Source organism: Microcystis aeruginosa NIES-843, assembly GCF_000010625.1.
In the GTDB taxonomy this organism is placed as follows: Bacteria; Cyanobacteriota; Cyanobacteriia; order Cyanobacteriales; family Microcystaceae; genus Microcystis; species Microcystis aeruginosa.
Window position 1 is genome coordinate 2,278,536 of sequence record NC_010296.1, and the last position, 14,128, is coordinate 2,292,663.

At 41.1% G+C, this 14,128-nt stretch carries 12 protein-coding genes and 1 pseudogene; 7 read left to right on the plus strand and 6 right to left on the minus strand.

The window, feature by feature from the left end:
• Positions 1-31: 31 nt before the first annotated feature.
• Together MAE_RS10995 and MAE_RS11000 are read left to right on the plus strand one after the other, a co-directional pair.
• Positions 32-1,375 (plus strand): cytochrome c biogenesis protein, encoded by a 1,344-nt coding sequence (locus MAE_RS10995; protein WP_012265636.1) that lies wholly within the window; start codon positions 32-34, stop codon positions 1,373-1,375.
• A gap of 115 nt (positions 1,376-1,490) precedes the next feature.
• Positions 1,491-2,348, plus strand: coding sequence for a DNA-formamidopyrimidine glycosylase (locus MAE_RS11000; RefSeq protein WP_012265637.1), 858 nt, complete (start codon positions 1,491-1,493; stop codon positions 2,346-2,348).
• On the opposite strand, the gene MAE_RS11005 is transcribed toward MAE_RS11000, so the two are convergent.
• Positions 2,349-3,179, minus strand: a complete 831-nt coding sequence (locus tag MAE_RS11005; protein ID WP_012265638.1) for a tetratricopeptide repeat protein — start codon at positions 3,177-3,179, stop codon at positions 2,349-2,351. It lies immediately after the preceding gene.
• A gap of 274 nt (positions 3,180-3,453) precedes the next feature.
• Here MAE_RS11005 and MAE_RS11010 point away from each other — a divergent pair, with 274 nt between their 5' ends.
• On the plus strand, positions 3,454-4,302 hold the full coding sequence (locus MAE_RS11010) for a hypothetical protein (protein WP_012265640.1): 849 nt from the start codon (positions 3,454-3,456) through the stop codon (positions 4,300-4,302).
• A gap of 37 nt (positions 4,303-4,339) precedes the next feature.
• On the opposite strand, the gene MAE_RS11015 is transcribed toward MAE_RS11010, so the two are convergent.
• Positions 4,340-4,843 (minus strand): hypothetical protein, encoded by a 504-nt coding sequence (locus MAE_RS11015; protein ID WP_012265641.1) that lies wholly within the window; start codon positions 4,841-4,843, stop codon positions 4,340-4,342.
• Positions 4,844-4,881: 38 nt separating this feature from the next.
• On the opposite strand from MAE_RS11015, the gene MAE_RS11020 reads away from it, so the two are divergent.
• Positions 4,882-5,805, plus strand: coding sequence for a lysylphosphatidylglycerol synthase domain-containing protein (locus MAE_RS11020; protein ID WP_012265642.1), 924 nt, complete (start codon positions 4,882-4,884; stop codon positions 5,803-5,805).
• Between the two features lie 65 nt (positions 5,806-5,870).
• On the opposite strand, the gene MAE_RS11025 is transcribed toward MAE_RS11020, so the two are convergent.
• Together MAE_RS11025 and MAE_RS11030 are read right to left on the minus strand one after the other, a co-directional pair.
• Positions 5,871-6,107 carry a hypothetical protein gene (locus MAE_RS11025; protein ID WP_012265643.1) on the minus strand — a complete coding sequence of 79 codons (237 nt, stop codon included), beginning with the start codon at positions 6,105-6,107 and terminating at the stop codon, positions 5,871-5,873.
• Positions 6,108-6,224: 117 nt separating this feature from the next.
• Complete coding sequence (locus MAE_RS11030) at positions 6,225-6,581, minus strand: hypothetical protein (protein WP_012265644.1); 357 nt, start codon at positions 6,579-6,581, stop codon at positions 6,225-6,227.
• Between the two features lie 114 nt (positions 6,582-6,695).
• Here MAE_RS11030 and MAE_RS11035 point away from each other — a divergent pair, with 114 nt between their 5' ends.
• Positions 6,696-10,022: an AAA-like domain-containing protein gene (locus MAE_RS11035; RefSeq protein ID WP_012265645.1), complete on the plus strand. Its 3,327-nt coding sequence runs from the start codon at positions 6,696-6,698 to the stop codon at positions 10,020-10,022.
• A gap of 93 nt (positions 10,023-10,115) precedes the next feature.
• Here MAE_RS11035 and MAE_RS11040 read toward each other — a convergent pair whose 3' ends face one another.
• Positions 10,116-10,946 (minus strand): Ycf66 family protein, encoded by an 831-nt coding sequence (locus MAE_RS11040; protein WP_012265646.1) that lies wholly within the window; start codon positions 10,944-10,946, stop codon positions 10,116-10,118.
• 165 nt (positions 10,947-11,111) lie between these two features.
• On the opposite strand from MAE_RS11040, the pseudogene MAE_RS36055 reads away from it, so the two are divergent.
• Together MAE_RS36055 and holA are read left to right on the plus strand one after the other, a co-directional pair.
• Positions 11,112-11,297: pseudogene (locus MAE_RS36055) on the plus strand (WD40 repeat domain-containing protein).
• A gap of 177 nt (positions 11,298-11,474) precedes the next feature.
• Positions 11,475-12,458: a DNA polymerase III subunit delta gene (gene holA / locus MAE_RS11045; RefSeq protein WP_012265648.1), complete on the plus strand. Its 984-nt coding sequence runs from the start codon at positions 11,475-11,477 to the stop codon at positions 12,456-12,458.
• Between the two features lie 123 nt (positions 12,459-12,581).
• Here the strand turns inward: holA and MAE_RS11050 are convergent, their stop codons facing one another.
• Positions 12,582-13,991: an IS4-like element ISMae7 family transposase gene (locus tag MAE_RS11050; protein ID WP_080507082.1), complete on the minus strand. Its 1,410-nt coding sequence runs from the start codon at positions 13,989-13,991 to the stop codon at positions 12,582-12,584.
• Between the last annotated feature and the right edge of the window lie 137 nt (positions 13,992-14,128).

Consider the following 14,128-nt stretch of genomic DNA (forward strand, 5'->3'; position numbering starts at 1 on the left):
ATAATTGGCTAGAATTGCAAAACTTTTAACTATGACTATATCGGAAACTTCCTCAAATTTAAAGAATACACCGCCTCAATGGGGACGGAAATTTATCCAGACTATTGCCGATCTACGATTGGCAATTATCCTCTTACTTTTAATCGCTATTTTTAGCATTTCTGGGACGGTAATCGAACAGGGTCAATCTCTATCTTTCTACCAAGCTAATTATCCTGAAAAACCCGCTTTATTTGGCTTTCTGACTTGGAAAGTTTTATTACTATTGGGATTAAATCATGTTTATAGCACTTGGTGGTATCTATCATTATTAATTCTCTTCGGTTCCAGTTTAACCGCTTGCACCTTCCGACGACAATTACCCGCTTTAAAGGCGGCCAGAAACTGGCAATTTTATCAACAATCTCGCCAATTTCAAAAACTAGCTTTAAGTGCCGAATTAGAAACTGGTTCCCTAGAATCTCTCACCCCCTTGTTAGAAAAAAAAGGCTACAAAGTTTTTCTAGAAAATAACAGTCTTTATGCTCGTAAAGGTCTGATTGGTAAAATCGGTCCGATTATCGTTCATGCAGCCATGTTAATTATTTTAGCAGGAGCGATCTGGGGAGCGTTAACGGGGTTTTTCGCTCAAGAAATGGTAGCTAGTGGCGATAGTTTTCAGGTTAAAAATATTATTGAAGCTGGACCCTTATCTAAAAATTCTCTCCCTAAGGATTGGGGGATTAAAGTTAATCGTTTTTGGATTGATTATAGTCCTAAAGGTGATATAGAACAATTTTATTCTGATTTGTCGGTGATCGATAATCAAGGACAGGAGATCGATCGCAAAACTATTCAAGTTAATCAACCTTTGCACCATAAAGGGGTGACTTTTTATCAAACCAGTTGGGGGATTGCTGGGGTAAAAGTACAGGTGAATAATAGTCCGATCCTACAGCTACCGATGGCTAGTTTAGACACCAAAGGTAATGGACAAATCTGGGGAACTTGGATTCCGACTAAAACCGATCTTAGTGAGGGAGTTTCTCTTTTAACCAGAGATTTACAAGGTACGGTAATTGTCTATGATGCTCAGGGAGATTTAACCTCTGCTGTACGAGAAGGAATGACGATTCCCATCAATGGAGTTAATCTAAAAATAGTCGAATTAGTGGGCAGTACAGGTTTACAAATTAAGGCAGATCCGGGAGTACCTATCGTCTATTTAGGTTTTGCTTTATTGATGATGGGAGTGGTAATGAGTTACTTTTCCCATTCGCAAATTTGGGCTTTACAATCGGGCGATCGCTTTTATATTGGTGGTAAAACTAATCGCGCTCAAGTCAGTTTTGAACGGGAAATAATTGATACCATTGAAAGGCTAAAGTTAAAGTAGAATTGACCTTAATCTGGTGTCGTTTCCCGATGAAAAGTTCTGTTTATCTACTGACTCCTGACTCCTGACTCCTAACTCCACCAACAAACTTTTTCAGTAAACCCCAATTACTTATATGCCAGAATTGCCAGAAGTAGAAACGGTGCGTCGCGGATTAAATCAAGTTACCCAGGGCCAAAAAATTATCGGTGGGGAAGTATTATTACAGCGTACCCTAGCCTATCCTAATTGCGAGGCAACTTTTCTGCAAGGAATTGCTCAGACCACGATTACCAATTGGCAGCGCCGAGGCAAATATCTCCTCGCCAATTTAGATAATGGTAGCAGTATCGGGGTTCATCTGCGTATGACTGGACAATTGCTCTGGGTAAAAGATACCACTCCCCTGCCGATTCATACGCGCTTACGCTTCTTTTTTGCCAATCAGCAAGAATTGCGCTTCGTCGATACCCGCACTTTCGGGAAAATTTGGTGGATTGCCGCCGATAAAACCCCAGAAAGCGTGATTACTGGTCTCAAAAAACTGGGATTGGAACCCTTCGATCGCAATTTTACCGCCGATTACCTCTATAGTCACTGTCAAAAAAGTCGTCGTCCGATTAAAACTTTTCTCCTCGATCAAAATGTAGTCGCAGGAATTGGCAATATCTACGCAGATGAAGTTCTTTTTAAAAGTGGCATCCATCCCCAAACTGCCGCTAATCTCTTGAAAATTGAGCAAATAGACTTATTGACAAAAAACATTATTTCTGTATTGGAAACAGCGATCGCTGAAGGCGGAACCAGTTTTAGCGATTTTCTCCACGTTACGGGAGTTAATGGCAATTATGGGGCGATGGCCTGGGTTTACGGTCGTAATGGCGAAAATTGTCGCCTTTGCGGTGCAACTATTGCCAGAATTAAATTAAGTGGGCGCTCGGCTCATTTTTGTCCCCAGTGTCAAGTCTCAAGGGGAGAAGGGAGAAAAAGCTGATCACTGATTAGGGGCTGTGGCTTCAATTTTGTTATTTTCGTCGGCTAGGGTCTGAATCTCCTGTCTGTAAGCAAAAGGAGCGCGACTGAGAGCATCTTGAAAGAGGGGTTGAGCCTCTTGATTTTTGCCCTGTTCTTTCAGTACGATCGCCGCTGCCAAAATCGGTCGGAAATCGTTAACATCCATCTGTTGAGCTTGTTTATAGGCGTTTAAAGCTTCCGGATAATTTTGCTGCTCGAAATAGATTTTGCCTAAAAGTAACTGAACGGAAACGATATCGATTAAACTAGCAGGATTATTGGGATCGGCAGCAGCTTTTAAAGCGCGATCAAGCGTATCTTTGACCAGACTAATCGCCTCGATCGGGCGGTTTTGGCTAAGAAATAAATTAGTTAATCCGGTCAAGGCCCGCAGCTCTTGGGGATGGGAGGCTAAAAGAGCGCGATAACTGGCTGTGGCTCCTGCATAGTCCTCTATTTGCTGTTTCGCTTCTGCCAAAAGTAGTAGATAATCGGATTGTTGGGGGTTAAGTTGCGCTAATTTTTCTAAAGGTTCGATCGCTTGCTTTAAATCGCCCTGCTGTAAGCGAGTATCTAATAATCCCCGCAAAGCCGTCTGATTATCGGGTTCGCGCTCTAAAACCATCTGATAACCCAGTGCTTGACTGGCTAATTCCTCTTGTTTGACTGCGGACAGATGACTCTGGCCCGAGTGCCGCTCACTCTGGAGAATAGAAGTCAATAGCGGCATCATCGAGAAAGACAGCAAGGCAAATAACATCAGCACGAGACCGATGGACAGCCAACGACGGTGAGAGAGAGAAGCTTTCATAGACTGGGGTGCGAGGGGACAGACAAGAAAATGTTATGGAAATCTGGAGATTTGATGAGGGGATCGATCGAATTGGCCGCTCTTTATTAAGTACAATGGGCAAACGGTCAAGACTCAAAAGGGTTTTGACTGGGTTGACAGTCAAAAGATCATGGTTCTTAATATATTAGATGCCAGTAGAGTCGCCCTAGAGGGTTATTGTAACCCCCCAGATCGCGCTTTTGACTTGCTTGATTACTAATTTACTATGTGTCTCCGCCGCTAGGAGTGTGATATGAATCGTCCTGGGAATCGGTTTACCGAATCACCGAAAACCCCCCCGACCCCTGAAGTGGAAATTCAGGAAGTCCCCCTTGAATCCCCCCATACCGAGGCTGATTTAGCCGTAGAGTCAGCCACCCCCGCAGAAGTCAAACGTCAACAACCGATCCCCCCTCCCAGTCATCTGCGGCAGTATCGGGCGATCGGTCTCGTCTATGGCCATTATCAGCGATCGGAGGAACAATTAACTAAAGGCAATATTTTAACTGCCGATGGTACTCTGATCGATTCTGTGATTCTCGGTCGGGTGATCAGTTTGGTTAAAAATCATCTCGATCTGGAAAAACCCCATCTTTGGGTGGTTTATCCGCGCACCCGTCAGGAAAATGATGCCCTTCATGTTCAGATTGTCGGTGTTTGGGAACCAGAAACCCTGAAAAAGGAGGATGATCAGGAGATAGAGCCTCTCCTCGCTTCTACCCCGGGTTATTTCTCGATTCGAGGCGAAGTCATCTTTACCGAACGGGAAAATCAAGCGGTAGTGGTCAAAATCCGACAAATGCCCAAAACTGAAGCGGACAAACCCAAGTTTTTTAAACTAAAATTGCGCGGCACTTTACCTGGTAAACCGATCAGTCGTTTTTGGGATTTTCAGGTACAACTTAAAGGAGATGCCTTAACCATTTTGGAAGGTTTAGACCTCGGTTTTGCCAGCAAGAAAAAACCGATGGGTAAGGGAGGTTTTAAAAAGCCTTTTGATAAAAATCGTCATCTTTCGGGGGAAGGAGAAAAACGACCTTTTACCCCCGGACAATCCCCTATCCCTCGGCCTTCCCGACCAAAACCCGTATCGGAAAACTAATTTTTTTCTAAGGATGGGTGAGAAACCCATCCCTAGTCTAGGATTTGGTTTTGGGAGCTATTTGATACTTAGTATTGGGAATATAAGCGCGAATGTTATAACTATAATCCGTTCCCAAAATCTCGGCGATCAAAACCGCTAACTGAGTGCCTAAAATCGCTTCATCGGCAGAACTAAAAGATTTATAATCTTCTATTAACCATTCTTGACCACCATTAACTAAAGTACATCTAAATGTACCAAGAGATTCGGCAATTTCTGTATGTTCTGTATAGTTTCTCGTTCTTACTTCCCCCCTACTATCTGCCCTCAAACATAATTGATTAAGTTCTGCATAAAATTTGGCAGGAATTTTGTCTAAATCACCCCCTTTAGTCACCCAATGCATAAAAAGATGAAAAGACCAAGGAAGATTGAGGTAGAGTAGATAAAATAAACCCAGAATAATTGTTAAATATAAGGAGGAAGTCAGGAACTTATCATATTTCCTTTTTCGGGATCGATTTAAACGTTTAGCTAAATCTAACTTTGATTTTTTCATAAATTTTAATGAGTCAAAAGTAATTCGTAAAAAGTAAGATGTATAAAAAAATCCAGCGTTTTGCTCCGATTATCCTGTCCTTGAGTTTATTTATTCTAGCGGTCTGGGCAATTAGTCAAGAATTTAAACACTACACTTTTGCCCAACTCTTGGCTAGTTTGGATCATATTACCACAAGTCGTCAGCTAGAAGCTATTTTTTGGATGGCTTTGGGTTATTTGTCGATGACGGGTTATGATCGCCTAGGTTTTTATTATATCAAGCATCCCTTAGCTTTAGGCACTATTATCCGCACTGCTTTTATCAGTTATGCTCTTGGTAATACCATTGGTTTGACCTTATTTTCCGGGACAGCAATCCGTTATCGTTTCTATACTCCTGCGGGGGTGGGGGTGGTGGATATTGCCAAAGTTATTACTTTTACCCATTTAAGCTTTTGGTTAGGAATGTTAGGGATTGGTGGTTTAAGTTTCCTCCTCGATCCCCAACGGATTCCTCAACTTTTAAAATTACCTTTTTTAACTACTAAACCTTTAGGAATAATTTTTTTATTGCTGGTTACGGGATATTTTTTCTTGACTCTCACCTATAAAAAACCAATAAGAATCGGCCAAGAAAATATCTATTTACCCTCTTGGACTCTTTTCCTGGCTTTGATTTTGTTGACTTTTATTGATTGGATATTAGCCGCTAGAGTTCTCTATCTTCTTCTCCCGGGCAGCTACAATACTTCGTTTTTAGGATTTTTCGGTCTCTATGTATTTGCCATGACGGCAGGGGTATTAAGCAATGTGCCGGGGGGAATAGGGGTTTTTGAGTTTATCATGCTGAGATTACGCCCCGAATATGTATCTAATGCCGAGCTTTTAGGCTCTTTAATCGCCTATCGAGCTATTTATTATTTCCTGCCTTTAATTGTCGCTTTTGTCTGGTTGTTGGGTTACGAGGCGCGCAGAAAATAATGCCCGCAAATTAGCTTAAACGGACAAAAAAAGTCCCCATGCCGTCATAGCTGGGGAGCATCAATCTAGTAGGCTAAAGTTTCTAAAGTTTCCCGTAGATAGGAACAAATGCGAGCATCAGCATCGTCTCTATTTTTACCTGATTCTAGTTGTTCTTGCTGCCAACGCCGAAAACCGGAACTAGCGGCGATGGCTTGTTTTAAATGCTCCCAAGTATGATGATCTTTGTGAAGTGGGGTGTCGGAAAATGTGCTAGAGTTGCCCATCTTTACCTCTCGTGGTAGGGTTGCACCTTTTAACATAACTTAAAAATCGCTGAAAATTCTGATAACTGGGACACAATTAGGCAGAAAAAGGTGTTGCCTAGCGGGAAATCTGCGGGGATGCCAACACCTTTTTTGAGGGAATCTAGCGGATTTTTAGGAGATTTTGCTGGTTTCTGCCGCTTCTTCCGTCACCACTGCCACGTTTAAAGCTGCGGGGGGAATGGGGATAGGAAATACCGCCGGCAGATTAGCGGTGGCATCTTCAGGAGGCTGCGCAGAGTGAAAACGACGGTAGCTTAAAACACCCGCTACGGTGATTGCTCCTGTAGCAGCGGCAACCCCTAAAATAAGTTTGTTAGCATCGACAGGGAGGGTGGTATTGCTGCCAAAAATGCTTTTACCTTTAGCGAAAGCACAAGCGGAGGCGCTGCCAGCATCAAGAGTACCTAAAACAATGCCACTGACGAGGGTAGCACTAACGGCGATGGAGGTGAAAAAAGTTTTCTTCATAATTGCCTTGGGGATAGGTTGTCAATAGCGATTATCCTTGCATTATAGATATCTCCATCACAATTGTCTATTTTATTTCCGTTGGTGACATTGAAATAATTTTGTTTAAGGATAATGAATTATCAATATCGTGTCGGGGGTAGTCTTGCCTATAACCATCCTACCTATATCGAGAGAAATGCCGATCGAGAACTGTTAACGGCGTTGAAAAATGGTCAATTTTGCTACGTTTTTAACTGTCGTCAGATGGGTAAATCCAGTTTAAGGGTACGAGTGACTCATATTTTACAGCAATTGGGCATGGATTGCGCGTCCGTAGATATAACCAGTCTTGGCAGTAATGATAATTTATCCCAATGGTATAACGGGGTGATTACCCGTTTGTTTTTAGGATTTAATCTGACGGGAAAAATTAATCTTAAATCCTGGTTGCGCGAGCGAGAGGATTTACCTCCCGTGCAGCGTTTGGGACAATTTATCGAGGAAATTTTATTAGTTTATTGTCGGGGAGAGAAAATATATATTTTTATCGACGAGATCGATAAAATTCTCAGTTTACAGTTTTCTCTAGATGACTTTTTTTCCCTGATTCGTTATTGTTATAACCAAAGAGCGGAAAATGCCCAGTATGAAAGAATTACTTTCGCTTTATTCGGTGTTGCTACCCCAGCAGATTTAATTCGCGAAAAGACCCAAACATCTTTTAATATCGGCCAAGCGATCGAATTAACGGGATTTAATCTTGCAGAAATTGCTCCTCTAGCTGCGGGATTATCCAGTCAAAGTAATTATCAACCCGACTGCTTAGAAAAAATTATTTTTTGGACGGGAGGACAGCCATTTTTAACCCAGAAAATCTGTCAGCTATTGCTGGAAAGTAATTTAGATATTGAGACGCTGATCAAAGAGAGAATTATTAATAATTGGGAATCTCATGATGAACCAGTTCATCTGCGAACTATTGCCGATCGCTTGTTAAGAAATCAAGACAAAGCGGGTCGTTTGTTAGGCATCTATCAACAAATTTTAGAAAAAGGTGCAATCCTGTGCGATGATAGTCCAGAACAAGGGGAATTAAGGTTATCGGGATTAGTGGTAAAAAAGGATAATCAATTAGTAGTTTATAATCCTATTTATCGAGAAATATTTAATCTCAATTGGGTGGAAAAACAATTAGAGCAATTGCGTCCCTACTCAGAAGCACTTGCCGCCTGGCAACAGTCTAATTATACCGATGAATCGCGGCTTTTACGCGGAAAAGCTTTAAATAATGCCCTCGATTGGTCTCAGGGGAAAAGCTTAAGTAATCTTGATTATCAGTTTTTAACTGCTAGTCAAAATCTCGATAAAAGAGAGGCAGAAATTAGCCTAGAAACTCAGAAGCAAGCTAATAAAATTCTAGCAATCGCTCACCAAAAAGCTACGAAAAGAATTCAAATTGGCTCGGTAATTTTAATTGCTTCTCTCTTGGGTTCTCTCTTAGCCTTTATTCAGGTAAAACAAGCATGGAAGCAAGTAGAAAGCGCTCAATTAGGTATTCAATTACAGCGCAATGGTGATAGTTATTGGCAACAATTTCAATTTGAACAATTAGAATCTTTAATTGCATCCATGCAAGCAGTAAATAGTTTAAAAAATATCGTTACTGATGACCAAACCTTGAGTAAATATCCTGCTACCAGTCCAATTATTACCCTGCAACAAATTTTAGATCGTATTCAAGAAAAAAACCAACTGCAAGGACACCGGGGGACTATTTATAGTGTTAGTATTAGTCCTGATCGTCAAAAAATTGCCACTGCTTCTCAAGATGGGACGGTAAAAATTTGGAATCAAAAAGGTGAGAATATTCAAACTTTGACAGGTCATCAAGGAGCAGTTTATAGTGTTAGTTTTAGTCCCGATGGTCAAAAAATCGCCACTGCTTCCGAAGATAAAACCGCCAAAATTTGGAACTTGCAAGGGCAAAATTTAGTCACCTATCCTGACCATCAAGAATCAGTTTATAGTGTTAGTTTTAGTCCCGATGGTCAAAAAATTGTCACCACTTCCAGGGATAAAACCGCTAGATTATGGAATTTATCAGGTCAAACTTTACAGGTATTTAAGGGACATAAAAGATCGATAGATGCAGCTAGTTTTAGTCCCGATGGTCAAAAAATTGCCACCGCTTCCCGGGATGGTACGATTAAAATCTGGGATTTATCAGGTAAAATTATCTTGAGTTTAGGTCAAGAAAATATTGAGACTTTTTATAGTGTTAATTTTAGTCCCGACGGTCAAAAAATTGCCGGGGCAGCGGCCGATAAAACTGCTAAAATCTGGGATTTACAGGGAAATTTAATAGCTACTTTCCGGGGACATCAAGATTTTGTCAACAGTGTTAATTTTAGTCCTGATGGACAGTTTATAATTACTGCATCTAGTGACGGTAGTGCTAAAATTTGGGGACTGCAAGGGGAAGAAATAACTACTCTTAGAGGACATCAAGAATCGGTTTTTACTGCTGTATTTAGTCAAGATGGAAAAGAGGTGGTAACTGGATCGAGTGATGAAACGGCTAAAATTTGGCAGCTGAACAATTTAAATCAAGCTAGGGTCGATAATACCAGTGTTAGCATTAATTCCCAGGGCAATATTATCGCTATTGCTAACAAAGATGGTCAGATTACTTTACTCGATTCCCAGGGAAAAAACATTAGAGAATTTGCCACAAAAATGCGCTCAATCTATAGTATAGCTTTTCATCCCGATAGTAATCAGATGGCGATTACAGGAAGAAATGGAAAAGTACAAATCTGGAGTCAAAAAGGAACAATGCTTCAAGAATTTACTGCTAGTCAAGTACCGATTTATAGTCTTGCTTTTAATGGAGAGGGAACAGCAATAATCACGGGAACAAGCGAGGGAAAAGTTCAATACTGGCATTTAAGTAATTATCGGCCTCAATTAATTAATTCCTGGACAGCCGATGATAATATTATCTATGATTTGGTGTTTTCTCCCGATCATCAAAAAATTGCTACTGCTACTCGGGGAAAGATTAAAATTTGGGATTTACAGGGCAATCTTTTCGAGGAGATTAAAACTGATTCTTTTCCCGTTTATGGAGTTAGTTTTAGTCCCGATGGTGAAAAAATCGCCGCTATTTCAAGGGATGGTACAGCTAGACGCTGGGACAGGGACGGAAATTTGCGCTCCGAGTTTAAAATAGAAGAAGATATCGTCTATGGGATCACTTTTAGTCCTGATAGTCGAGAGATTGTGATTATTGCTAGGGATGGTCAAAAGCATCGATGGCCCTTAGAAACGGAATATAATTATTTACAAAAATTGCTCGATCGAGGTTGTCTTTGGTTAGAAGATTATCTCGGGAATCGTCCCGAAAAACGAGAAGCTCTATCCCTGTGTACTAGGAAAATAAAACCATTCACATTTTAAACTTGGTTTGACTGGGTGGGGGCAAAGGTTAAATTAATTAGTTAATTTCTTGATTAATTATTGCCTAAGCCACCCGCTAAATAATCTTAATTCTTAATCCGATGAGGGGGGATTTTCTGCGCTTGGCGATCGAGTTTCTGGGGGAGTATCTTCTCCGATAGTTTCTTCTGGGGGCAAATCTTCCTCGGTAACTTCAATAATCACCGTTTCGCTAACAGCAATAGTTTCGACTTCAACATTTGCGACAGGTTCAGTCGGGGGAATTTCTGGGGGATTTTCGGAAGAGTTGATCTCTTCCGTTGCCAAATCAAAATCATCGAAATCATCGAAATCATCGAAAGTTTCCCCATCATCAATAATTTCTGCGGCTTTTTCCCCAATTTCTGTCACTGATTCTGTAATAGTTTCCCCGATAGCCGCCGCTGTTTCTATAACGGGATCCACCGTTTCTTGAGCTTTTTCCGCAATTTCTGTCACTGATTCTGTAATAGTTTCCCCGATAGCCGCGGCTTTTTCTATAACGGGGTCCACCGTTTCTTTAACCGTTTCTTTAACTTTTGCCGCTACTTTCTCAGCTTTAGCTTTAGTTTTAGGGGATTGAGAGGGAGTAACTTTCCCCAGACGATTGCCTAACCAACCGACAATAGTAAATAATTTAACCGGTTTGTCGGGATAAAAAAGTGCTTGTCTGAGTTTGAGAGTTTGCCAAGCGAAAGCAATAAATAAAATGGCTGCGGCAGCTTGTCCCAGGAGGATAGCGCCTGTAATCCTTCCCGCGCACAACCAGAGGACAAGGGCATAGAATAATCCTACCGCACTCCAGAGAAAATCATCTTGACGGTGGCGATCAGGGGCGATAAAAGCGGTGGTGAGGAGGTAGAGACTACTTAATCCCACCACGACCGCTAGGATATAGGGCAACATTTGCGATTCTCCTTTGACATTTCCTTTTTTATTGTGCGTTATTTGGGGTCGATCGAGTCTATTTTTTGATTAATTTGGGAAATTATCGAGTCAGATATTCTTTACCTCTGTTTATGAATAGCCATCGTTAACATTAGGAAATTCTGGGTTTATCCTCTGCTGCTTGTGCTGGTCAGATTAAACAAGCTTTCGGATCAAACGATTAAGTTTTGGTCTTGAACAAGCAAAGAGGAATTAGCAACCCTTGATCAACCCACAGACAAACTGTTATCTTTAGCAATTAGTGCCGATGAGAAATATTTAATTAGTGGTAGTGCTGACAAAAATGTAAAAATTTGGCAAAATGGGTAATAGTGACACCTCAAGATAAGTAAGTAGTTATAATTAAATTGAAGATAAATTTCGCTTCTGATCCCCCCTGCCCCCCTTAATAAGGGGGGTGCCGATTCCCCCTTAGTCCCCCCTTGATCAGAGGGGTGTCTGACAACTTTTAACACCTACCTACTTAACTGCTATAATTAGAAACTCATGCCGACAATATTTTATTGGGGAGAAGATGAATTTGCTATTAACCAAGCGGTGAAAAATCTGCAAGTAAAACTTCTCGATCCCAATTGGATACAGTTCAATTATGATAAAATTAATGGTGATCGCAATGAGGCAATTATCGAGGCCCTCAATCAAGCGATGACTCCAGTTTTCGGCATGGGAAATCGTTTGGTTTGGTTAGCTGATACGGTTATTTGTCAACAATGTTCCGAGGATATTTTCAAGGAATTACAGCGCACTTTGCCCAATTTACCCGAAAATTCCTATCTGTTATTAACCAGTGCCAAAAAACCCGACTCCCGCTTAAAATCGAGCAAGTTTATCCAAAATCAGGCGGAGGTTAAAGAATTTGAACTAATTCCGCCTTGGAAAGTCGAGGAAATTGCCCAAAGAGTTAGGGAAATTGCCAAAGAAGTGGGAGTAAAATTAACTCCCGATGCGATCGAACTCTTAGCGGAAGCGGTGGGAAATAACAGCCGCTTGCTGTGGATGGAGTTAGAAAAACTGCGTTTATTTAAAAATAATTCGGCGGGAACTATTGACAAAAAGGACATTTTAAGCTTAGTCAACGCCAGCAATCAAAGCAGCCTACAGTTAGCCAGTGCGATTTTAAAACGGGAGACAGGCAAGGCCCTCGAATTAGTCAATGAATTATTAAATCGTAACGAGAACCCCTTGGCTATCACCGCCACCCTAGGGGGTCAATTTCGCACTTGGGCAATAGTGAAATTAAAAATTGAAGAAGGAGAAAAAGACGAGAAAAATATCGCCGCCGCCGCCGAAATTGCCAATCCCAAGCGACTGTATTTCATTCGCAAAGAGATACAATCCTTTTCTTCTAAGCAACTTCTCGCCACCTTGCCCATACTTCTGGAATTAGAATATCGTCTCAAGCGGGGTGCAGAACCTTTGGCAACTTTGCAAACCAAAATTATTGAACTTTGTTGTTTATTGGTGACTTAAGTAGGTAGGTATTAAAAACTTTCAGATCCCCCCGCCTATCGGCACCCCCCTTATCAAGCTATCCATTAGTCACATCTTTCTTAACATAAAATTTGACAAAAAGAGAAAAGTGTGCAAGATGGCTCAAGGGGGTTCTATGGGGGGACTAATTTGATGAGATAGTTTCCAAGTCTGGCTGATATCATGTAACCTTCGCAGTCCCAACCAAATAGTTTTAACACCTGGTTCACCGTCACCTTTTCTACCTAAAAACCCCCCAAGAGAAGCAATCATTCTGACCGCTTCTCGAAAGGAGGGCGGCTTTTCAGGTGGCGGACTCTTTTTATGAATAGTGGCACACAAAGATTGCCATTCATGTTCTTCCAAAAAACTTTCACAACTCTCCTCTCCGTGTAAGCGTGCTTGATAGGTTAACCAAAGTAATCTCCAAGCTACAATTGAATAGGTAGCTAAGGCCATCTCAATTCTACGACCCGTTTCTAATTGCAGTTTTTCTAATCCACAACCACTTTTTAAAACAAAATGATAGCGTTCTATTAACCAGCGATAACTATACCAGCGCACACAGGTTATCGCCGATTCAAAGCTACTAATGTCTAGGCTAGTTAAGAGGAGCCAACTGATAGGATTAACTCCGGGACGCGGCTTTTCTTCTTCAGCTAAAATTACCTGTAATTTGACCGGTTGACGAGGGTTCGCTTTCGAGTGATGCTTAGGTACTTGTATTTCAAAACTGGCAAATCTAACTGTTAGTTTAGCTAGTCTAGCCTCGTGATTAGGATTGCGTTTTACTTGCACATCTAGGCTACCACAGGCTTTAACTTCTCTGATGGATTGATGTAAATATTTAGGCTCTGGATGCCCTGACCTTTGCTTGTCTTCGAGATAGTTAACTTTTCGGTTATGAGTTCCTCGGATTAATAAATGAGAGTTAGGACTTCTTGATTGGGCAAATAAATCAAATATGTCTGCCTCACAATCTCCGATTGTTACTACTTGAATATCTTCGGGTATTTGTTGTTGTGTTTCTGATAAAGAATCTAACCATCTTTGACTTTCTTTTTCTTCGGTTTCTCTTTTTTTTCTTTGCTTGGCAATCCCTAAATTCTTTTCTTCTCTTGCCCAGACATATTGATTAATCAGTCCTAAAGGTATTCCTTGCGCTGACACTCCTAATGTGGTATGAACTTTGAGACCAAAGGATTTTTTATAATCTAGATAACCCATTCCTTTTTTGGCTTTTTGGGTCGTAAAGTCTAAACTTGTTGTGTCTTGCACTGCCAAAACTATTGGATGTTCTTTGATTCTTTCTACTGTACTTTTAGCTTGGGCGGCAATTATATCTGACGGGTGAAAATAGGGGGAATTCCAAAAGTCGTAGGTGGCACTCGCTGCGGCTAGATTTCCCGAGGCTTGTGGCACACTTGTACTAGGTTGGCTGGCCAAGTTTTCTACGATACTGATTAACCTTTTCTTTCTTCTGGTGTCCCCTAGGTCTGCATACTGTAATTCTTGGGCTGCCCATTTCTCCATTTTTTTGCTTACCTCCACCTTAATTCCTTCTTTCAAAACTATACCTATCAATCGTTTCCCCTTTTTTTAAGTTTCTTCTCTTTTTGTTAAGAAAGATCCGACTAATGGATAGATCAAGGGGGGCAGGGGGGATCGAA